Source organism: Kocuria sp. WN036, assembly GCF_002287015.1.
GTDB lineage: Bacteria > Actinomycetota > Actinomycetes > Actinomycetales > Micrococcaceae > Kocuria > Kocuria rosea.
In genome coordinates this window covers 83,648-105,045 of the sequence record NZ_NSKF01000007.1, presented here as the reverse complement: position 1 = coordinate 105,045, position 21,398 = coordinate 83,648, and the positions used below count along the sequence as shown (strand labels likewise).

Sequence of the window (21,398 nt, the reverse complement as noted above, 5' to 3'; positions counted from 1 at the left end):
CCGGGTCCGGGGCCGCCCCGGAGCCGATTTGGCCGCGGCGGGGGCCTCCGGTAGCCTGGGAGACACCAAAGACCGCCGGTCGTGGTCCCCTTGCCCCGTGCGCCCCGTTTCGGAGTGCGCGAAGCGGGAGGACAGCCGTAAGAGTTCCGCCAGGAACCGCCAGCGCAGGTGAACCAGCACAGCGAGCACGTCCCGTCCTGCACGGGGTGCGACGCCGAGCCCCGGGCATCTGCGCGGGGCTTTTTCTGTGCCCGGGCCCTTGCGGCAGCGACCGGCATCGAAGACCGGAAGGAGTACCATGGCGAACCCGGAAAAGGCAGCCGCGGTCGCCGAGTTGAAGGAACTGTTCTCCAACTCGGACGCCGCTGTCCTGACTGAGTACCGCGGCCTCACCGTGGCCCAGCTCAAGGAGCTGCGCCGCTCGCTCGGTGAGAACGCCGAATACGCCGTGGTGAAGAACACGCTGACCGCGATCGCGGCCAAGGAGCTGGGGATCGACGCGTTCGACGGCCAGCTCGCCGGCCCGAGCGCGATCGCCTTCATCTCGGGGGACCCCGTCGAGGCCGCCAAGAGCCTGCGTGACTTCGCCAAGGCGAACCCGCAGCTCGTCGTCAAGGGCGGTTACCTCGAGGGCAAGGCCCTGAGCGACGCGGAGATCAAGCAGCTCGCGGACCTCGAGTCCCGCGAGGTGCTGCTGGCCAAGGTGGCCGGTGCCGCGCAGGCGTCCCTGTCCCAGGCCGCGGCGCTGTTCCAGGCACCGCTGTCGAAGACCGTCCGCACGGCCGAGGCGCTGCGCGCCAAGGTCGAGGAGCAGGACGCCTGACCAGCATCCCCGCCGCGAGGCACATTCTCACCACGGAACCAGACCGTCCCGCGCCGACGAACCCGGCCGGGGCACACCATCGAAAAGGAGCCACAACCATGGCCAAGCTCACCACCGCTGAACTGATCGACGCGTTCAAGGAGCTCTCCCTCATCGAGCTCTCCGAGTTCGTGAAGGCCTTCGAGGAGACCTTCGACGTCACCGCCGCCGCCCCCGTGGCCGTCGCCGGTGCCGCCGCTCCGGCCGCCGCCGCCGAGGAGGCCGAGGAGCAGACCGAGTTCGACGTCGTCCTCGAGGCCGCCGGCGAGAAGAAGATCCAGGTCATCAAGGAGGTCCGCGCGCTGACCTCCCTCGGCCTCAAGGAGGCCAAGGACCTCGTGGACTCGGCCCCCAAGGCCGTCCTCGAGGGCGCCACCAAGGAGGCCGCGGACAAGGCCAAGGAGGCCCTCGAGGGCGCCGGCGCCACCGTCACCCTCAAGTAGGACCCCGGACGCGTCCCTTCACGGACGCTCCTGCGAGGCCCCGGACGCACGGCGTCCGGGGCCTCGTGCCGTGCCGGGCCCGGACGGTCTGTGGGAGACTGGGGGCACGACCACATCGGCCGCCCACGCGCAGCGGGAGAGTCCGGGCGGGGGAGGGCGGACGGGCCCCACCGGGCCTCGGACCACGAGGAGCTCACCTTGTCCTTCCTGCCACGCCACCTCGGCCCGGACGCCGCCGAGACCGCGATCATGCTCGAGACCGTCGGCGCGGCCGACCTCGACGAGCTCGTCGCCCGCGCCGTCCCCGCGACCATCGCCTCCTCCGAGCCGCTGGGCCTGCCCGCCCCGATGTCCGAGCACGAGGCCCTCGCGGCGCTGCGCCGGGTCGCGGCGAAGAACCGGGTGATGACCCAGATGATCGGGCAGGGCTACGCGGACACCGTCACCCCGCCCGCGCTGCGCCGCAACATCCTCGAGAACCCCGCCTGGTACACCTCCTACACCCCCTACCAGCCCGAGATCTCGCAGGGCCGCCTCGAGGCCCTGCTCACGTTCCAGAACGCCGTCATGGACCTCACCGGCCTGGACCTGGCGAACGCCTCCCTCCTGGACGAGGCCACCGCGGTGGCCGAGGCCGTGCTCATGATGCGCCGGGCCAACCGGAAGGCCACAAGCCGGCGCGTCGTCGTCGACGCCCGGACGCTCCCGCAGACCCTCGCCGTGCTGCGCGGGCGCTGCCGGGCCGTGGGCATCGAGCTGGTCGTCGCCGACCTCGCCGAGGGGCTGCCCGAGGGCGAGCTCTTCGGGGTGGTCCTGACCCAGGTGGGCGTCGACGGCGAGGTCGTCCCCCTCGCCGAGCGCGCCGAGGAGGCGCACGCGCGGGGGGCGCTCGTGGCCGTGGCCACCGACCTGCTGGCCCTGACCCTGCTGCGCTCCCCGGGGGAGCAGGGCGCGGACATCGCCGTGGGCTCGGCCCAGCGCTTCGGGGTGCCCCTGTTCTTCGGCGGGCCCCACGCCGCGTTCCTCGCCTGCCGCAAGGGCCTCGAGCGGAACCTGCCCGGTCGCCTGGTGGGCGTCTCCACCGATTCCTCCGGCCGGCCCGCCTACCGGCTGGCCCTGCAGACCCGCGAGCAGCACATCCGCCGCGAGAAGGCCACCTCGAACATCTGCACCGCCCAGGCGCTGCTGGCCGTCGTGGCCGGCGCCTACGCCGCCTACCACGGCGCGGACGGGCTCCGCGCCATCGCCGAGCGCGTGCACGGGCTGGCCGCCCGCCTGGCCGCCGGGCTCGCCGCGGCGGGCGTGCGCGTGGTCCACGACCGGTTCTTCGACACCGTGCTCGCCGAGGTCCCCGGCCGCGCCGACGCCGTCGTGGCCGCCGCCGCGGAGCGCGGGATCAACGTCCGCCGGGCCGGCGCGGACCACGTCTCCGTGTCGGTGGGGGAGCCCCACGACGAGCGCGACGTCGACGCCGTGCTCGCGGCCTTCGGCGCCGCGGCTACGGACGACGCGGGCGGGGCGTGGGGCCTGCCCGCCGAGCTGCTGCGCACCGACTCCTACCTGACCCACCCCGTGTTCACGCTGCACCGCTCCGAGACCGCGATGATGCGCTGGCTGCGCTCCCTCGCGGACAAGGACCTGGCCCTCGACCGGACCATGATCCCGCTCGGCTCCTGCACCATGAAGCTCAACGCCGCCGCGGAGATGGAGCCCATCAGCTGGCCCGAGTTCGCCTCGATCCACCCGCTCGCCCCCGAGGACCAGACCCTCGGCTGGCGCGAGCTCATCGCCCAGCTCGAGTCCTGGCTCACGGAGATCACCGGCTACGCCGCGGTCTCCGTCCAGCCCAACGCCGGCTCCCAGGGCGAGCTCGCCGGGCTCCTCGCGATCCGGCGCTACCACCTCTCCCGGGGCGACCGGCAGCGCACCACCGTCCTCATCCCGTCCTCGGCCCACGGCACCAACGCCGCCTCCGCGGTGCTCGCGGACCTCAAGGTGGTGGTCGTGGCCACCGCCGGGGACGGCTCCGTGGACCTGGACGACCTCGCCGCGAAGATCGGGAGCGTGGGGGAGGAGCTGGCGGGCATCATGGTCACCTACCCCTCCACGCACGGCGTGTTCGAGGAGCAGATCACGGCCGTGTGCGAGGCCGTGCACGCGGCGGGGGGCCAGGTCTACGTGGACGGCGCCAACCTCAACGCGCTCATGGGCCTCGCCCGGCCGGGCCGCTTCGGCGGGGACGTCTCCCACCTGAACCTGCACAAGACCTTCTGCATCCCGCACGGCGGCGGGGGGCCCGGCGTGGGGCCCGTGGCCGTGGCGGAGCACCTCGTGCCGTTCCTGCCCGGGGACCCCGCGGCCCCGGACGGCGGGGAGGACTCCTTCCCCGTGTCCCAGGCCCGCCACGGGTCGGCCGGGGTGCTGCCGATCTCCTGGATGTACATCGCCATGACCGGCGCGGAGGGGCTCACCGCGTCGTCGCGCACCGCGATCCTCAGCGCGAACTACGTCTCCGCCCGGCTGGCCGACGTCTTCCCGACCCTCTACACCGGCCCGGGCGGGTTCGTGGCCCACGAGTGCATCCTCGACCTGCGCGCGCTCACGAAGGCCTCCGGGGTGACCGCGGAGGACGTCTGCAAGCGGCTCGTCGACTACGGCTTCCACGCCCCCACCCTCGCGTTCCCGGTGGCGGGCACGCTCATGGTGGAGCCCACGGAGTCCGAGAACCTCGCGGAGCTCGACCGGTTCGTGGCCGCGATGCGCGCGATCCACGCGGAGATGACCGCCGTGGCCGACGGCGAGGTCGCACTCGAGGACTCGGTCCTGCGCCGCGCGCCGCACACCGCGGAGGTGCTCACGGCCGACGAGTGGGACCGTGCCTACCCCCGGTCCCGGGCCGCCTACCCGCTGCCCGAGCTGCGCCGGGCCAAGTACTGGCCGCCCGTGGGCCGGGTGGAGAACGCCGCCGGGGACCGCAACCTCGTCTGCAGCTGCCCGCCGGTCGAGGCGTTCGCGGCCGCGGGCTGACCCGCGGGCCCGGCGCCCCCGGTGCCGGTGAGACCCGGAGCACGAAATTTCCCATCCTACGACCGGTGGACGCCCGCGTCCACCGGTCGTGTGGACAGAGCCGCACATCGCGTCTATGCTGGATCTTTGCGTTGTCCCTCATTCTGCGTGCCTTCATATAGCGGTGGGCGCCCCCGGGGAGCGAACCAGCATCTCGAGTCCGCTGGCCCTCGCACACCCGTATCCCCGATTCGGGTACTGCGCGATTCAACTGCAGGTCTGTGGAAGGAATCCATCTTGGTCGCCTCGAGCACCGATTCGAACGTAACCGCTAACCGACCGGCCGACGGGAACATCCCGCGCCGCATCTCCTTCGCCAAGATCCATGAACCGCTGGACGTGCCGAACCTGCTGGCCCTCCAGACGGACAGCTTCGACCGTCTCGTGGGCAACGAGCGGTGGCAGGCCCGCGTCCAGCAGGCCATCGAGACCGGGGAGCAGGGCATCGCCCGCACCTCCGGGCTGTCCGACATCTTCGAGGAGATCTCCCCGATCGAGGACTTCCAGGGCACCATGTCCCTGTCCTTCTCGGAGCCGGAGTTCTACGACCCGAAGTACACCATGGACGAGTGCAAGGACCGGGACGCCACGTACTCGGCGCCCCTGTACGTCAAGGCCGAGTTCATGAACAACAACACGGGCGAGATCAAGCAGCAGACCGTGTTCATGGGCGACTTCCCGCTGATGACCGAGAAGGGCACCTTCGTCATCAACGGCACCGAGCGTGTCGTCGTGTCCCAGCTCGTCCGCTCGCCGGGCGCCTACTTCGAGCGCGGCCAGGACCGCACCTCGGACAAGGACATCTACTCCGCGAAGATCATCCCCTCGCGCGGCGCGTGGTTCGAGCTCGAGATCGACAAGCGCGACCAGGTGGGCGTGCGCCTCGACCGCAAGCGCAAGCAGTCGGTCACCGTGCTGCTCAAGGCCCTCGGCTGGAGCGAGTCCCGCATCCTCGAGGAGTTCGGGGAGTTCGACTCCATCCGGGCGACCCTCGAGAAGGACACCGTCGAGTCCCGCGAGGACGCGCTGCTGGACATCTACCGCAAGCTGCGCCCGGGGGAGCCGCCCACGGTCGACGCCGCGCAGGCGCTGCTCGACAACATGTACTTCAACTCCAAGCGCTACGACCTCGCGAAGGTCGGCCGGTACAAGATCAACCGGAAGCTGGGCCTCGACAAGGCGTTCGAGGACGAGGACGCCTCCGTGCTGTCGGTCGACGACATCGTCGCGATGATCCGCTACCTCGTCACCCTGCACGCCGGCGGCGGCACCATGAAGGGCGTGCGCGACGGCGAACCCCGCGAGGTCGTCGTGGACGTCGACGACATCGACCACTTCGGCAACCGCCGCATCCGCGCCGTGGGCGAGCTGATCGAGAACCAGATCCGCACGGGCCTGTCCCGCATGGAGCGCGTGGTGCGTGAGCGCATGACCACCCAGGACGTCGAGGCGATCACCCCGCAGACCCTGATCAACATCCGTCCCGTCGTGGCGGCGATCAAGGAGTTCTTCGGCACCTCGCAGCTGTCGCAGTTCATGGACCAGAACAACCCGCTCGCGGGCCTGACCCACAAGCGCCGCCTGTCCGCGCTCGGCCCGGGCGGTCTCTCCCGCGACCGCGCCGGCATGGAGGTCCGTGACGTCCACCCGTCGCACTACGGCCGCATGTGCCCGATCGAGACCCCCGAGGGCTCCAACATCGGCCTCATCGGCTCGCTGGCGACCTACGGGCGGATCAACCCGTTCGGCTTCATCGAGACCCCGTACCGCAAGGTCGTCGGCGGCCTCGTCACCGACGAGGTCGAGTACCTCACCGCCGACGACGAGCGCGGCGTGACGATCGCCCAGGCCAACGCCCCGCTGGGCCCGGACAACCGGTTCGCCGAGGACGCCGTCCTCGCGCGCGCCGCCGACGGCTCGGGCGAGGCCGTGCTGGTCGACCCGACCGCCGTGCAGTTCATGGACGTCTCCCCGCGCCAGATGGTGTCCGTGGCGACCGCGCTCATCCCGTACCTGGAGCACGACGACGCCAACCGCGCGCTCATGGGCGCCAACATGCAGCGCCAGGCCGTGCCGCTGCTCGAGTCCGAGGCCCCGCTCGTGGGCACCGGCATGGAGCGCTACGCGGCCCTGGACGCCGGGGACTCCGTGCTGGCCCGCAAGGCCGGCGTGGTCGAGGAGGTCTCGGCGAACCTCGTGCGCGTGCTCAACGACGACGGGACGACCACGGTCTACCCGATCAACAAGTTCACGCGCTCCAACCCGGGCAACACCTACAACCAGCGCGTCATCGTCTCCGAGGGCGATCGCGTCGAGGAGCGCTCGGTCATCGCCGACGGCCCCTCCACGGACCAGGGCGAGCTGGCCCTGGGCAAGAACCTGCTGGTCGCCTACATGTCCTGGGAGGGCCTCAACTACGAGGACGCGATCATCCTCTCCCAGCGCATGGTCTCGGAGGACGTGCTCACCTCGATCCACATCGAGGAGCACGAGATCGACGCCCGCGACACGAAGCTGGGCGCCGAGGAGATCACCCGGGACATCCCGAACGTGTCCGAGGAGGTGCTGTCCGCCCTCGACGAGCGCGGCATCATCCACATCGGCGCGGAGGTCCAGGCCGGCGACATCCTCGTGGGCAAGGTCACCCCGAAGGGCGAGACCGAGCTGACCCCGGAGGAGCGCCTGCTGCGGGCGATCTTCGGCGAGAAGTCCCGCGAGGTGCGCGACACGTCCCTGAAGGTGCCCCACGGCGAGTCCGGCACCGTCATCGGCGTGCGCGTCTTCGACCGCGACGACGAGGACGACGACCTGCCCGCGGGCGTCAACCAGGTGGTCCGGGTGTACGTGGCGCAGAAGCGCAAGATCACGGACGGCGACAAGCTCGCCGGCCGCCACGGCAACAAGGGCGTCATCTCGAAGATCCTGCCCCTGGAGGACATGCCGTTCCTCGAGGACGGGACCCCCGTGGACATCATCCTCAACCCGCTGGGCGTGCCCGGCCGCATGAACCTGGGGCAGGTCCTCGAGGTGCACACCGGCTGGCTCGCGAAGCAGGGCTGGAACATCGAGGGCGACCCCGAGTGGCTCGACCGGCTGCCGAACTTCCCGAAGCAGTCCGGCCCCACGAACGTGGCCACCCCGGTGTTCGACGGCGCGCGCGAGGAGGAGATCTTCGACCTCCTCGACCACACCAACCCGACGCGCGACGGCGTGCGGCTGATCGACCGGTCCGGCAAGGCCCGGCTGTTCGACGGCCGCTCCGGCGAGCCGTTCCCGGACCCGGTGTCGGTGGGCTACCAGTACATCCTGAAGCTGCACCACCTGGTGGACGACAAGATCCACGCGCGCTCCACCGGCCCGTACTCCATGATCACCCAGCAGCCGCTGGGCGGTAAGGCGCAGTTCGGCGGCCAGCGCTTCGGCGAGATGGAGGTCTGGGCGCTCGAGGCGTACGGCGCCGCCTACACGCTGCAGGAGCTGCTGACGGTCAAGTCCGACGACGTGCACGGGCGCGTGAAGGTCTACGAGGCCATCGTGAAGGGCGAGAACATCCCCGAGCCGGGTGTCCCCGAGTCCTTCAAGGTCCTCATCAAAGAGATGCAGTCGCTGTGCCTGAACGTCGAGGTGCTCTCGGCGGACGGCAACACCATCGAGATGCGCGATTCGGATGACGAGGTCTTCCGGGCGGCCGAGGAACTGGGCATCGATCTCTCGCACTCCGAGCCCAGCTCGGTCGAAGAGGTCTGATCCCGCTCGGTCCACCCCGACGAGACGTCAACTTTTCCAGAGAAAGAGATAAAGGACCCTCATGTCCAACGAATCTTCACTAGGCCTCATGCGGATCGGTCTTGCGACCGCGGAGGACATCCGGACCTGGTCCTACGGCGAGGTCAAGAAGCCGGAGACCATCAACTACCGCACGCTCAAGCCCGAGAAGGACGGCCTGTTCTGCGAGAAGATCTTCGGTCCCACCCGGGACTGGGAGTGCTACTGCGGCAAGTACAAGCGCGTGCGCTACAAGGGCATCATCTGCGAGCGCTGCGGCGTGGAGGTCACCCGCGCCAAGGTGCGCCGTGAGCGCATGGGCCACATCGAGCTCGCCGCTCCCGTGACCCACATCTGGTACTTCAAGGGCGTGCCCTCGCGGCTCGGCTACCTGCTGGACCTCGCCCCGAAGGACCTGGAGAAGGTCATCTACTTCGCGGCGTACATGATCACGTCGGTGGACGAGGACGCCCGCCACGACGACCTGCCGAACCTGCAGGCCGCCGTGGACCGGGAGAAGGCGCAGATGGAGTCCACCCGCGACTCCGACATCGCCGCGATCGCCCGCGACCTCGAGACCGAGCTCGGCCGGGTTGAGGAGGAGGGCGGCAAGGCCGCGGAGAAGCGCAAGCTCCGCGACTCCGCCGACCGCCAGATGGCCAACGTGCGCAAGCGCGCCAACCTGGAGATCGACCGCCTCGAGCAGGTCTGGGACCGCTTCAAGAACCTCAAGGTCAACGACCTCGAGGGAGACGAGGCGCTCTACCGCGTCATGGTGGACCGCTACGGCATGTACTTCGAGGGCTCGATGGGCGCCGAGGCGATCAAGAAGCGCCTCGAGACCTTCGATCTCGAGGCGGAGGCCGAGTCCCTGCGGGAGACCATCGCCACCGGCAAGGGTCAGCGCAAGACCCGCGCCCTGAAGCGGCTCAAGGTCGTCAACGCGTTCCTGACCACGGACAACTCGCCGCTGGGCATGGTCCTGGACGCCGTCCCGGTGATCCCGCCGGAGCTGCGCCCGATGGTCCAGCTCGACGGCGGCCGCTTCGCCACATCGGACCTCAACGACCTCTACCGGCGCGTGATCAACCGCAACAACCGGCTCAAGCGCCTGCTGGACCTGGGCGCCCCGGAGATCATCGTCAACAACGAGAAGCGGATGCTGCAGGAGGCCGTGGACTCGCTGTTCGACAACGGCCGCCGCGGCCGCCCGGTCACCGGGCCGGGCAACCGTGCGCTGAAGTCGCTGTCCGACATGCTCAAGGGCAAGCAGGGCCGGTTCCGGCAGAACCTGCTCGGCAAGCGCGTCGACTACTCCGGCCGCTCGGTCATCGTGGTCGGCCCGCAGCTGAAGCTGCACCAGTGCGGTCTGCCGAAGCAAATGGCGCTGGAGCTGTTCAAGCCGTTCGTGATGAAGCGGCTGGTGGACCTCAACCACGCGCAGAACATCAAGTCGGCCAAGCGCATGGTCGAGCGCTACCGCCCCCAGGTGTGGGACGTGCTCGAGGAGGTCATCACCGAGCACCCCGTGCTGCTCAACCGTGCCCCCACCCTGCACCGTCTGGGCATCCAGGCGTTCGAGCCGCAGCTCGTCGAGGGCAAGGCCATCCAGCTCCACCCGCTCGTGTGCGGCGCGTTCAACGCCGACTTCGACGGCGACCAGATGGCCGTGCACCTGCCCCTGTCCCCGGAGGCCCAGGCCGAAGCGCGCATCCTGATGCTGTCCTCGAACAACATCCTGAAGCCCTCGGACGGCAAGCCGATCGCACTGCCCTCGCAGGACATGATCATCGGGCTGTACCACCTCACCACCGTCCGCGAGGGCGAGGAGGGGGAGGGCCGCTCGTTCTCCTCCGTGGCCGAGGCGATCATGGCCCACGACGCCGGCCGGCTGCACCTCAACGCGCTGTGCCGGATCGAGCTGGACGACTTCGTGCCGTTCGAGGGCTGGGAGGCCCCCGAGGGCTGGGAGCCGGGTCAGCCGGTGCTGGTGCAGACCACGCTGGGCCGCGTGCTGTTCAACGAGACGCTGCCCGAGGACTACCCCTGGGACGAGGCCGTCGCGGACAAGAAGCACCTGTCCGCGCTGGTCAACGATCTCGCGGAGCGGTACCCGATGGTCACCGTGGCGCACACGCTGGACGAGCTCAAGGACGCCGGGTTCCACTGGGCGGCCCGCTCGGGCGTGACCGTGGCGATCTCGGACATCGCGACCCCGCCGGAGAAGCCCGCCATCATGGAGGGCTACGAGGCGCAGGCCGCGAAGATCCAGGGCCAGTACGACCGTGGTCTGATCGACGACGACGAGCGCCGCTCGGAGCTCATCGACATCTGGACCAAGGCCACGGACGAGGTCGCCCAGGCCATGCAGGCGAACCTGTCGCCGCTGAACACCATCAACCGCATGGTGTCCTCCGGCGCCCGAGGCAACTGGATGCAGGTCCGCCAGATCGCCGGCATCCGCGGGCTCGTGTCCAACCCCAAGGGCGAGATCATGCCCCGCCCGATCAAGTCCTCGTACCGCGAGGGTCTGTCGGTGCTGGAGTACTTCATCGCGACCCACGGTGCCCGCAAGGGCCTGGCCGACACCGCGCTGCGCACGGCGAACTCGGGCTACCTGACCCGTCGTCTCGTCGACGTCTCCCAGGACGTCATCGTGCGGGAGGCGGACTGCATGACGGAGCGCGGCCTGAACCTGCCGCTCGCCGACGTGCAGGAGAGCGGGTCCCGCGTGCTGCACGAGGACATCGAGAACACGGTGCACGGCCGGGTGCTCGCGGTGGACGTCGTGGACGCCAACGGCGAGATCCTGGCCGAGGCCGGCACGGACCTCTCCGACGGGCTCATCAGCGCCCTCTTCGCGGGCGGGGCCGACACGGTGCGCGTGCGCTCCGTGCTGACCTGCGAGTCCGCGGTGGGCGTCTGCGCGGCCTGCTACGGCCGCTCGCTGGCGTCCAACCAGCTGGTGGACATCGGCGAGGCCGTCGGCATCATCGCCGCGCAGTCCATCGGCGAGCCGGGCACGCAGCTCACGATGCGCACCTTCCACACCGGTGGTGTGGCGTCCTCGGACGGCGACATCACCCAGGGTCTGCCCCGTATCCAGGAGCTCTTCGAGGCCCGCACGCCCAAGGGCGTCGCGCCGATCTCGGAGGTCGCCGGGCGGGTCAGCATCGAGGACACCGAGAAGGCCCTGAAGCTCGTCGTGACCCCGGACAACGGGGACGAGGCGATCGGGTACCCGGTGCTGCGCCGCGCCAAGCTGCTCGTGACCGAGGGCGACCACGTCGAGGTCGGCCAGCAGCTGGTCTCGGGCGCCGTCGACCCCAAGGAGGTGCTGCGCATCCGCGGTCCGCGGCAGGCGCAGAAGCACCTCGTGGACGAGGTGCAGCGCGTGTACCGCTCCCAGGGCGTGGGCATCCACGACAAGCACGTCGAGGTCATCGTGCGGCAGATGCTGCGCCGCGTGACGATCATCGAGTCGGGCGAGACGGACCTGCTGCCGGGCGAGCTCGTCGAGAACGTGCGCTTCCTGGAGGCCAACCGCAAGGCCGTGGCCGAGAGCAGCCGGCCGGCCGCCGGCCGCCCGGAGCTGATGGGCATCACCAAGGCCTCGCTGGCCACCGACTCGTGGCTGTCGGCCGCGTCCTTCCAGGAGACCACCCGCGTGCTCACGCAGGCGGCCATGGAGGGCAAGTCCGACCCGCTGGTGGGCCTCAAGGAGAACGTGATCATCGGCAAGCTGATCCCGGCCGGCACCGGGCTCGCGCGGTACAACAACATCGACGTGGAGCCGACGGACGAGGCGAAGGCCTCGCTGTTCACGGAGCCGGGCTCGTTCTCGGACTTCAGCTACGCGGAGGAGAACTCCTCGCCCGCCGAGTTCCAGGCGATCCCGCTGGAGGACTACGACTTCGGCTCCAACTGAGGTCGGCGTCCCCCGCAGGACGTGATCACCCTCGTGGTCACCACGGCAGCCCCGTTCCGGAAGTAGCGTCTTCCGGGGCGGGGCTGCCCCCGTCCCGCGGCCGGTCACGGGGCCGGGCCGCGGACCAGGAAGGAGCCCCAGGAGTCACCATGGCGAACTCACCCACCGGGGAGTCCGTGCTCGAGCGGGCGGACCGGATCCTCGCGGCGTTCACGGCGGAGGACTCGCGGCTGACCGGGGGCCGGATCGCGGCCCTCACCGGGCTGCCCACCGCCACCGCGCACCGGCTCGCCCGGGACATGGCCCGCCAGGGCTGGCTCGAGCGGGTGGAGGGCGGGCACTACGTGGTCGGCACCCGGCTGTGGGAGCTGGTCAACCGCTCCTCGCGCGAGCTCGGCCTGGCGCGCGCCGCCCGCCCCTTCATGGGCGACATCCACGCGGTGCTGCGCCAGCACGTGCAGCTCGGCATCGTGGAGGGCCGCGAGGTGCTGCTCGTGGAGCGGCTCTCCCACCCCCGGGCGGTGCCCGTCCGGTCGGAGGTGGCCGGCCGGCTGCCCCTGCACCTGTCGGCCACGGGCCTCGTGCTGCTGGCGCACGCCCCCCAGGACTACCAGGAGGAGTACCTGCAGGGGCCCCTCACCGCGTTCACCGAGCTCTCGCCGACCGAACCCGCGGTGCTGGCCGCGGAGCTCGAGCGGATCCGCGGCGCGGGCCACGCCCTGCAGACCGGCTATCTCGAGGCCGGCACGGCGGGGATCGCCGTCCCCGTGCGGGGGCGCGGCGACCAGGTGGTGGCGGGCCTGGGCGTCATCACCCCGGCGGGCGACCCGGCCGCGCGGGCCGGGGCGATCGTCCAGGCGCTGCACACCGCGGCGCACGGCATCCGCCGGACCCTGCGGGACGCCCCCCGCTGAGACGGGCCGCGGCACCGGCTCCCGGGCACACCGCGCCCGTCGCCCCCAGCATCCCGTTCAACGGGACGACTGTGGTGCCGCCCACAGCCCGCTGAGACACTGGACACGATTCCCGTCGTATCACCAGGAGCACTCATGAGCGCACAGCGCACCGTTCTCAGCACGCAGGTCGGCATCGTGGGCGGCGGCCCCGCCGGGCTGATGCTGGCCCACCTGCTCGGCCGCGCCGGCATCGACAGCATCGTGGTCGAGAAGCGCGACAAGGACACCATCCACGCCACCCACCGGGCGGGCATCCTCGAGGCGCCCACGGTGCGGATGCTGACCGACTCCGGCGTCGACGGGCGGGTGCTCACGGAGGGCCACGAGCACGAGGGCACCGTGCTGCGCTTCGAGGGGGAGAGCCACCGGATCGACTTCAAGGAGCTCGTCGGCGAGTCCGTGTGGCTCTACCCGCAGAACGAGGTGTTCCTGGACCTGGCCGACGCCCGGGAGCGCGACGGCGGCGACGTCCGCTGGTCCGTCACGGACACCGAGGTGGTCGACCTGACCACCGACCGGCCCGGCATCCGCTTCACCGACGCCGCGGGCGAGGACTTCGAGATCCGCTGCGAGATCCTCGTGGGCGCCGACGGCTCGCAGAGCATCTGCCGCCGCGCCATCCCGGAGCAGGAGCGCACCGACAACTTCATCGAGTACCCCTTCGCCTGGTTCGGCATCCTCGCCGAGGCCCCGCCGAGCGCCCCGGAGCTCATCTACTCGAACTCCGAGCACGGCTTCGCCCTCATCTCCCAGCGCAGCGGGACGGTCCAGCGGATGTACTTCCAGTGCGACCCCGAGGAGGACGTCGACGACTGGGACGACGAGCGGATCTGGGCCGAGCTCCAGCGCCGGGTCGAGGGCCCCGACGGGCTCCGGCTCCAGGAGGGCCCCATCTTCGACAAGACCGTGCTGAAGTTCCGCTCCTACGTCTGCGAGCCCCTGCGCCACGGCAACCTGTTCCTCGTCGGCGACGCCGGCCACACCGTCCCCCCGACCGGCGCCAAGGGCCTGAACCTCGCGTTCTGCGACGTCCGCGTGCTCGCCCCGGCGATCGTCGAGTTCTTCCGCTCGGGCGACGGCACCGGGCTGGCCGGGTACTCGGCCACGGCGCTGGAGCGGGTGTGGAAGGCGCAGAACTTCTCCTACTGGGCCACCCACCTCATGCACGCCCAGCCGGGGGAGAACCCCTTCAACCAGAAGCGCCGGCGCGGCGAGTTCAAGGCGATCACCGGCTCCGAGCGCGGCGCCGCCTACTTCGCGGAGTCCTACACCGGCTGGCCCGACGACCGCTGACCCCCGGCCCCGCCGGGGTCCTCCACTGTGACCTCACAATAAGTTCGCACAGTGAACACATGTGCGAATGCTGCACCGAATGGGCTAGCCTCGGAGAGTTCGCCGTGGGCACCACGCCCGCCGGTGCGGCAGCCACCTCGCAACAAAGGAGCTGAACCATGACCGACCAGGACCAGGGGCCGGAGGAGTCCTTCGTGCACCTCACCCCGAAGGGCCCCGACGACGCGGCGGACACGCAGGCCGACCTCGACCGCGAGATGGCCGGCATCAGCGCCGACTACAGCGCGTCCGGCCGCACCGAGACGCAGCCGCGGCTGGACTACGCGCCCTACCGCAGCTCGATCCTGCGGCACCCCACCAAGGACCTGCACCACGCGGACCCGGAGACCATCGAGCTGCACGCGCCCGCCTTCGGCGAGCGGGACGTGCACCGGCTCGAGTCGGACCTGACCATCCAGTCGGGCGGGGAGCCCATCGGCGAGCGGATCAAGATCCGCGGCCGGGTCCTCGACGGCGACGGCCGGCCCGTGCGCCGCCAGCTCGTGGAGATCTGGCAGGCCAACGCGGCCGGGCGGTACATCCACAAGCGGGACCAGCACCCGGCTCCCATCGACCCGAACTTCACCGGCGTGGGGCGCTGCCTGACCGGCGACGACGGATCCTACGAGTTCGTCACCATCAAGCCCGGGCCGTACCCCTGGAAGAACCACCACAACGCCTGGCGGCCCGCGCACGTGCACTTCTCCCTGTTCGGCACGGACTTCACCCAGCGGATGATCACCCAGATGTACTTCCCCTCGGACCCGCTGTTCGCGCTGGACCCGATCTTCCAGTCGATCGTGGACCCCGAGGCCCGCCGCCGGCTCGTGGCCGACTACGACCACGAGGCGTCCGAGCACGAGTGGCTGCTCGGCTACACCTGGGACATCGTGCTCAGCGGCTCGAACCGCACCTGGACGGAAGGCGACTCCAATGTCTGAGACCCCCGCGACCCCCGCACTCCCGGCCACCCCCGGCCAGACCATCGGGCCGTTCTTCGGCTACGCGCTGCCCTACGACAAGGGCGAGCTGCTCGTCCCGCTCGGGCACCCGCAGGCGGTGCGCCTGCACGGCACGGTGACCGACGGCCACGGCGACCTCGTGCCGGACGCCATGCTCGAGATCTGGCAGGCCGACGGCAACGGCGACGTCCCCACCGCGACCGGCTCGCTCGTGCGCGACGGCTACACCTTCACCGGCTTCGGCCGCGCGTCCGTCGACAACGAGGGTCACTACACCTTCACCACCGTTGACCCGGGGCCGACCGAGCCCGGCAAGGCGCCGTTCATCACGCTGACCGTCTTCGCCCGGGGCGTGACGAACCGGCTGTTCACCCGCATCTACCTGCCGGAGGACACCGAGGCCCTCGCGAACGACCCGCTGCTGCGCTCCCTGCCCGAGGACCGCCGCCGCACCCTGGTCGCCGAGCGGGAGGCCGACGGCTCCCTGCGCTTCGACCTCCGGCTCCAGGGCGAGGGCGAGACCGTCTTCCTCACCTACCCGAACCTCCAGGTGTGACCGTTCCGTGCGCGGGCCCCGGCCGCCCGGGGGCCCCCGCACGGCACCACCCCGCCACGGACGACCCGACGACCACCGAAGGAGGACGCGCATGACCGACGCCGGGCTGCTCCGCCCCGGAGCCCACCGGGGTGACGCGCACACGGACGACACCGCGGTGCTCCAGGCGCTGCTCGACGTCGAGGCCGCCTGGGTCGCCGCGCAGGCGGACGCCGGGCTCGCCCCGCGCGCCGCCGCGGCGTCCGCGCGTGCGGCCGCCCGCGCCGCCGACTACGACGCCGGGGACATCGCCCGGCGCGCCGAGGGCGGCGGCAACCCCGTCATCCCGCTCCTCGCCGACTACCGGCGCCGGCTGGGGCAGCTCGACCCCGGCGCCGTGCGCTTCGTGCACCGCGGCCTGACCAGCCAGGACGTCATGGACACCGCCATGATGCTGCTGGCCCGGCGCGCCGCCGTCCCCCTCGCTGAGCGACTGTCCGAGACGGCCGACGCCCTGGCCCGGCTGGCGGACGTCCACCGCGGCACCGTCCAGGCCGCCCGCACCCTGACCCAGCACGCGCTGCCGACCACCTTCGGGCTCAAGGCCGCCGGCTGGCTGGCCGGGCTGCAGGACCTCGAGGCGGACCTCGCCGGGCTCGCCCGGCTCCCGGTGTCCTGCGGCGGCGCCGCCGGCACCCTCGCCGGCAGCCTCGCGCTCTTCCCGGGCGCCCCCGACGCCGCCGAGCAGGCCCTCGAGCTCGCCCGCCGCTGGGCCGACGAGCTCGGCCTGAGCCTGCCGCCGCACGTGTGGCACGCCACCAGGCGGCCGGTGCTGCGCACCGGCGAGACCTTCGCGGCGGTCTGCGCGGCCCTCGGCCGGATCGCCAACGACGTCCTGCTGCTCTCCCGCCCCGAGCTCGGCGAGCTGCGGGAACCGGCCGTCGAAGGGCGCGGCGTGTCCTCGGCGATGCCGCAGAAGCAGAACCCGGTGCTGTCCGTGCTGCTCAAGCGCACCGCCCTGACGGCGCCGCAGCTCGTGGCCCAGCTCCACGTCGCCGCCGCCCAGTTCGTCGACGAGCGCCCCGACGGCGCCTGGCACACGGAGTGGCCGGCACTGCGGGAGCTCGCCCGGCTCGCCGTCGCGGCGTCGTCGCACGCGGCCGAGCTCACGGCCGGGCTCACCGTGCAGAGCGCCCGGATGCGGGCCAACCTGGACGCGTCGGGTCCCGCCGTGCTCGCCGAGCGGATCAGCGCGGAGCTCGCGCCCCTGCTGCCGCCCGCCGCCGACGGCGCCACGGGGCGGCAGCGCGTGCAGGAGGTCGTGCGCGAGCACGCGACCGACGGACCGGGCATGCTCGACGCCCTCGTGGGCCTCGCCGCCGGCACCGCCCTGGCCGACGGCACCCCCGTGGACCGGGACGTCGTGGCCGGGCTGCTCGACCCCGCCGGGTACCTCGGGGCCAACGACCTGCTGATCGACCGCGTGCTCGCGCAGCACCGCCGGTCCGCGAACGACCGTCCGTCCATCACCCGGACCAGCCCAGGAGCATCCGCATGACCGTCCCCGTCCTCACCCTCGTCGAGTTCTCGACCCGCCGGGCCCCGTCGCCGCGGGCGCCCCTGCTGGTGCTGGGCCCGGGGCTCGGCACCTCCGCCGCCTCGCTGTGGTCCGCCGCGGCGCACCTGCTGGAGGCCGACCTGCGCGTGGTCGGCTGGGACCTCCCCGGCCACGGCGGCTCCGCGCCCGCCGACGAGCCGTTCGGCACCGCCGAGCTGGCCCGGGGCGTGCTCGACGCCGTGGACCGGTACCAGGAGGCCGCCGGCCTCGAAACCGGAGGTCCGTTCTACTACGCGGGCACCTCCCTCGGCGGCTGCGTCGGCCTCCAGCTGCTGCTCGACGCGCCGCACCGGCCGGCGGCGGCCGTGCTGGTGGGCACCGCCGCCCGGGTGGGGGAGCCCGCCGCGTGGTCCGAGCGCGCCCGGCTCGTGGCCGCCGCCGGCACCCCCACCCAGATCGTCGGCTCCGCGCAGCGGTGGTTCGCCCCGGGCTTCATCGAGCGGGACGCGGTCACGACCACCGGGCTGCTGCACGCCCTCCAGGACGCGGACCGGTTCTCCTACGCCCGGGCCTGCGAGGCCCTCGCGGGCTTCGACGCGACCGGGCGCCTCGGCGCCGTCGACGTCCCCGTGCTCGCCGTGGTCGGCGCGCAGGACGCCGCCACGCCGCCCGACGCCGTGGCGGAGCTGGCCGGGGCGACCGGCGGCCGCCTCGTGGTCGTCGAGGGCGCGGGCCACCTCGTGCCCGCCGAGGCCCCGCAGGACGTGGCACGCCTGCTGGAGGAGCACATCGGCGCCCACCCACCCCACCACGAAGGAGCACGAGCATGAGCGGCAACCCCCGGCGCACCGAGCAGGAGGCCCACGCGGACGGCATGGCCGTGCGCCGCGAGGTGCTCTCCGACGCCCACGTGGACCGCGCCGAGGCCGGCAAGGACGCCTTCACCGCCGAGTTCCAGGACTTCATCTCCCGCTACGCGTGGGGCGAGATCTGGACCCGGCCGGGACTGGACCGGCGGATGCGCAGCGCCGTGACCCTGACCGCGCTGATCGCCGCCGGGCACTGGGAGGAGTTCGAGATGCACGTGCGCGCCGCCCTGCGCAACGGCCTGGAGCGGGACGAGATCAAGGAGATCCTGCTCCAGTCGGCGATCTACCTCTCCGTGCCCTCCGCCAACAACGCCTTCAAGCACGCCAAGCAGGTCCTCGACGCCCTCGACGCCGAGGACTCCGCGGCGCCCCCGGCCCCCTGACCTGCCGGCCCTCCGACCACCCCATTCCGGCACCCCGTGACCGACGTGCAACGACGCAAGTGAGGAACACCATGACCGAGGCCTACATCTACGACGCCGTGCGGACCCCCTTCGGCCGCTTCGGCGGCGCCCTGGCGGGCGTGCGCCCCGACGACCTGGCCGCCCTGGTGATCGGCGAGCAGGTCCGGCGCGCGTCCGCGCTGGACCCCGCCGCGATCGACGAGGTGATCCTCGGCAACGCCAACGGCGCCGGCGAGGAGAACCGCAACGTCGCCCGCATGGGCACGCTGCTGGCCGGCCTGCCCGTCGAGCTCCCCGGCACCACCGTCAACCGCCTGTGCGGGTCGTCCCTGGACGCCGCGATCATCGCGTCCCGGCAGATCAACGCCGGCGAGGCCGACCTGATGCTCGTCGGCGGCGTCGAGTCCATGAGCCGGGCCCCTTGGGTGCTGCCGAAGACGGAGAAGCCCTACCCGGCCGGCGACCTGACCCTCGCCTCCACCACGCTGGGCTGGCGCCTCGTGAACCCGGCGATGAACCCGGAGTGGACCGTGTCCCTGGGCGAGGCCACCGAGCAGCTCGCCGAGCGCCACGGCATCACCCGCGAGCGGATGGACGAGTTCGCGTTCCGCTCCCATCAGCTCACCCAGCAGGCGTGGGACGAGGGCTTCTACGACGACCTCACCGTCCCGGTCCCCGGCACCGAGCTGACCCGGGACGAGTCCGTCCGTGCGTCCTCGACGGTCGAGAAGCTGGGCGGGCTCAAGACCGTCTTCCGCCCCGCGGACCAGGGCGGCACCGTCACCGCCGGCAACGCCTCGCCCCTCAACGACGGCGCCTCCGCGGCGCTGCTGGGCTCCGAGAAGGCCGCCGAGCTGACCGGCCTGCAGCCCCTCGCCCGCATCGCCGGGCGGGCCGCCGCGGCCAACGAGCCGCAGTTCTTCGGCTTCGCCCCGGTCGAGGCCGCGAACCTGGCGCTGCGCCGCGCCGGGATCACGTGGGAGGACGTCGCCGCCGTCGAGCTCAACGAGGCCTTCGCGGCCCAGTCCCTCGCCTGCGTCGACGCGTGGGGGATCGACCCCGCGATCGTCAACCGGCACGGCGGCGCCATCGCCATCGGCCACCCCCTCGGGGCGTCGGGCACCCGCATCCTCGGCACGCTCGCGAAGTCCCTGCAGGCCTCCGGGGCCCGCTGGGGCGTGGCGGCCATCTGCATCGGCGTGGGCCAGGGCCTCGCCGTCGTGCTCGAGAACCAGAACGCCTGAGACCCGCGCGGGACCCGGGCGGAGAAGACCACCGAAGGAAGGCACAACGCATGCTGAACATCGCAGAGAGCTGCGCGCAGGCCGTGGCCCCGATCCACGACGGCGCCGTCGTCATGATCGGCGGCTTCGGCGTGGCCGGCCAGCCCGTCGAGCTGATCGACGCGCTCATCGAGCACGGGGCCACCGACCTGACGGTCGTGAACAACAACGCCGGCAATGGCGACGTTGGCCTGGCCCGGCTGATCCAGCTCGGCCGCGTGCGGAGGATCATCTGCTCCTTCCCGCGCCAGTCCGACTCCTGGCACTTCGACGAGAAGTACCGCGCCGGGCAGATCGAGCTCGAGGTCGTCCCCCAGGGCAACCTCGCCGAGCGGATCCGCGCCGCCGGCGCCGGCATCGGGGGGTTCTTCACCCCCACCGGCTACGGCACCCTGCTCGCGGAGGGCAAGGAGGTCCGCGAGATCGACGGCCGCCACTACGTGCTCGAGCACCCCATCAAGGCCGACTTCTCGCTGACCAAGGCGCACGTCGCCGACCGGGCCGGCAACCTCGTCTACCGCAAGACGGCCCGCAACTTCGGCCCGATCATGGCCGCCGCCGCCGCCACCTCCATCGTGCAGGTCGCGGAGCTCGTGGAGCGCGGCGGGCTGGACCCCGAGGCCGTCGTGACCCCCGGCATATACGTGGACACCGTCGTGCGGATCGACGCACCCGCCCAGACCGACCCCCGAGAGGACATCTGAGATGAGCGAGAACACCGTGGACACCGTGCCCAGGACCTCCGAGACGCCCCTCGCCCCGGAGGAGCTGGCTCGCGTGGTGGCCCGCGACATCCCCGCCGGCTCCTACGTCAACCTCGGCATCGGCCAGCCCACCCTGGTCTCCAACTACCTGAGCGCCGAGGACGACGTCACCCTGCACACCGAGAACGGGATGCTCGGCATGGGCCCCGAGGCCCACGGCGACGAGGTCGACGCCGACCTCATCAACGCCGGCAAGATCCCCGTGGTCGAGACGCCGGGCTGCTCCTACTTCCACCACGCGGACTCCTTCGCCATGATGCGCGGCGGGCACCTGGACTACTGCGTGCTCGGCGCCTTCCAGGTGGACCGGACGGGCAACCTCGCCAACTGGCACACCGGCAGCCCGGACGCGATCCCCGCCGTGGGCGGGGCCATGGACCTGGCCACGGGTGCGAAGATGACCTTCGTGATGATGTCCCTGCTGACCAAGAAGGGCCGGTCCAAGCTCGTGGAGCAGTGCACCATGCCGCTCACCGGCGTCGGCTGCGTCTCCCGGATCTACACCGACCAGGCCGTGTTCCTCCTCGAGGAGGACGGCGTGACGGTGCGCGAGACCTTCGGCACGAGCTTCGAGGAGCTCCAGCAGATCGTCGACGTCCCGCTGCGGCCCGCCCGCTGAGCCCAGCACCGCTCACGGGGCGCGGCGGGCCGGCACCGGCCGCCGCACCCCG

Annotated in this window: 15 protein-coding genes; all 15 read left to right on the top strand. The window is 71.8% G+C overall.

Annotated elements, in window-relative coordinates; genetic code table 11:
* Positions 1-298 precede the first annotated feature (298 nt).
* The 15 genes from rplJ (at position 299) to CK505_RS06620 (ending at position 21,346) form a co-directional block, all read left to right on the top strand.
* Positions 299-823, top strand: coding sequence for a 50S ribosomal protein L10 (rplJ, locus tag CK505_RS06690; protein ID WP_017833275.1), 525 nt, complete (start codon positions 299-301; stop codon positions 821-823).
* Between the two features lie 98 nt (positions 824-921).
* On the top strand, positions 922-1,305 hold the full coding sequence (gene rplL, locus CK505_RS06685) for a 50S ribosomal protein L7/L12 (RefSeq protein ID WP_017833276.1): 384 nt from the start codon (positions 922-924) through the stop codon (positions 1,303-1,305).
* 198 nt (positions 1,306-1,503) lie between these two features.
* The gene (gene gcvP / locus CK505_RS06680; protein WP_095650588.1) at positions 1,504-4,332 is read left to right on the top strand and encodes an aminomethyl-transferring glycine dehydrogenase; all 2,829 of its coding nucleotides are present in this window, start codon (positions 1,504-1,506) and stop codon (positions 4,330-4,332) included.
* Positions 4,333-4,608: 276 nt separating this feature from the next.
* The gene (rpoB, locus tag CK505_RS06675) at positions 4,609-8,118 is read left to right on the top strand and encodes a DNA-directed RNA polymerase subunit beta (protein WP_017833278.1); all 3,510 of its coding nucleotides are present in this window, start codon (positions 4,609-4,611) and stop codon (positions 8,116-8,118) included.
* Between the two features lie 61 nt (positions 8,119-8,179).
* Positions 8,180-12,064, top strand: coding sequence for a DNA-directed RNA polymerase subunit beta' (locus CK505_RS06670; protein WP_031282944.1), 3,885 nt, complete (start codon positions 8,180-8,182; stop codon positions 12,062-12,064).
* A 149-nt stretch (positions 12,065-12,213) separates the two neighbouring features.
* Positions 12,214-12,978: an IclR family transcriptional regulator gene (locus CK505_RS06665; protein WP_017833280.1), complete on the top strand. Its 765-nt coding sequence runs from the start codon at positions 12,214-12,216 to the stop codon at positions 12,976-12,978.
* 135 nt (positions 12,979-13,113) lie between these two features.
* Positions 13,114-14,313, top strand: coding sequence for a 4-hydroxybenzoate 3-monooxygenase (locus CK505_RS06660; protein ID WP_095650587.1), 1,200 nt, complete (start codon positions 13,114-13,116; stop codon positions 14,311-14,313).
* A gap of 257 nt (positions 14,314-14,570) precedes the next feature.
* On the top strand, positions 14,571-15,293 hold the full coding sequence (pcaH, locus tag CK505_RS06655) for a protocatechuate 3,4-dioxygenase subunit beta (protein WP_109222055.1): 723 nt from the start codon (positions 14,571-14,573) through the stop codon (positions 15,291-15,293).
* Positions 15,286-15,870, top strand: coding sequence for a protocatechuate 3,4-dioxygenase subunit alpha (gene pcaG, locus CK505_RS06650; RefSeq protein ID WP_095650586.1), 585 nt, complete (start codon positions 15,286-15,288; stop codon positions 15,868-15,870). Before pcaH ends, pcaG begins: the two co-directional genes overlap by 8 nt.
* A gap of 91 nt (positions 15,871-15,961) precedes the next feature.
* Positions 15,962-17,407 (top strand): lyase family protein, encoded by a 1,446-nt coding sequence (locus tag CK505_RS06645; protein WP_035924890.1) that lies wholly within the window; start codon positions 15,962-15,964, stop codon positions 17,405-17,407.
* A complete protein-coding gene (locus tag CK505_RS06640; protein ID WP_052132801.1) occupies positions 17,404-18,237 on the top strand; it encodes an alpha/beta fold hydrolase in 834 nt (277 codons plus the stop codon). Before CK505_RS06645 ends, CK505_RS06640 begins: the two co-directional genes overlap by 4 nt.
* On the top strand, positions 18,234-18,659 hold the full coding sequence (pcaC, locus tag CK505_RS06635) for a 4-carboxymuconolactone decarboxylase (protein ID WP_035924888.1): 426 nt from the start codon (positions 18,234-18,236) through the stop codon (positions 18,657-18,659). The genes CK505_RS06640 and pcaC overlap by 4 nt, the downstream gene beginning before the upstream one ends.
* 71 nt (positions 18,660-18,730) lie before the next feature.
* A complete protein-coding gene (locus tag CK505_RS06630) occupies positions 18,731-19,924 on the top strand; it encodes a thiolase family protein (protein WP_017833287.1) in 1,194 nt (397 codons plus the stop codon).
* A 50-nt stretch (positions 19,925-19,974) separates the two neighbouring features.
* The gene (locus CK505_RS06625) at positions 19,975-20,667 is read left to right on the top strand and encodes a 3-oxoacid CoA-transferase subunit A (RefSeq protein ID WP_017833288.1); all 693 of its coding nucleotides are present in this window, start codon (positions 19,975-19,977) and stop codon (positions 20,665-20,667) included.
* 1 nt (position 20,668) lies between these two features.
* Entirely contained in the window at positions 20,669-21,346 is a 678-nt protein-coding gene (locus tag CK505_RS06620; protein ID WP_095650585.1) for a 3-oxoacid CoA-transferase subunit B, read from the top strand.
* Positions 21,347-21,398 lie beyond the last annotated feature (52 nt).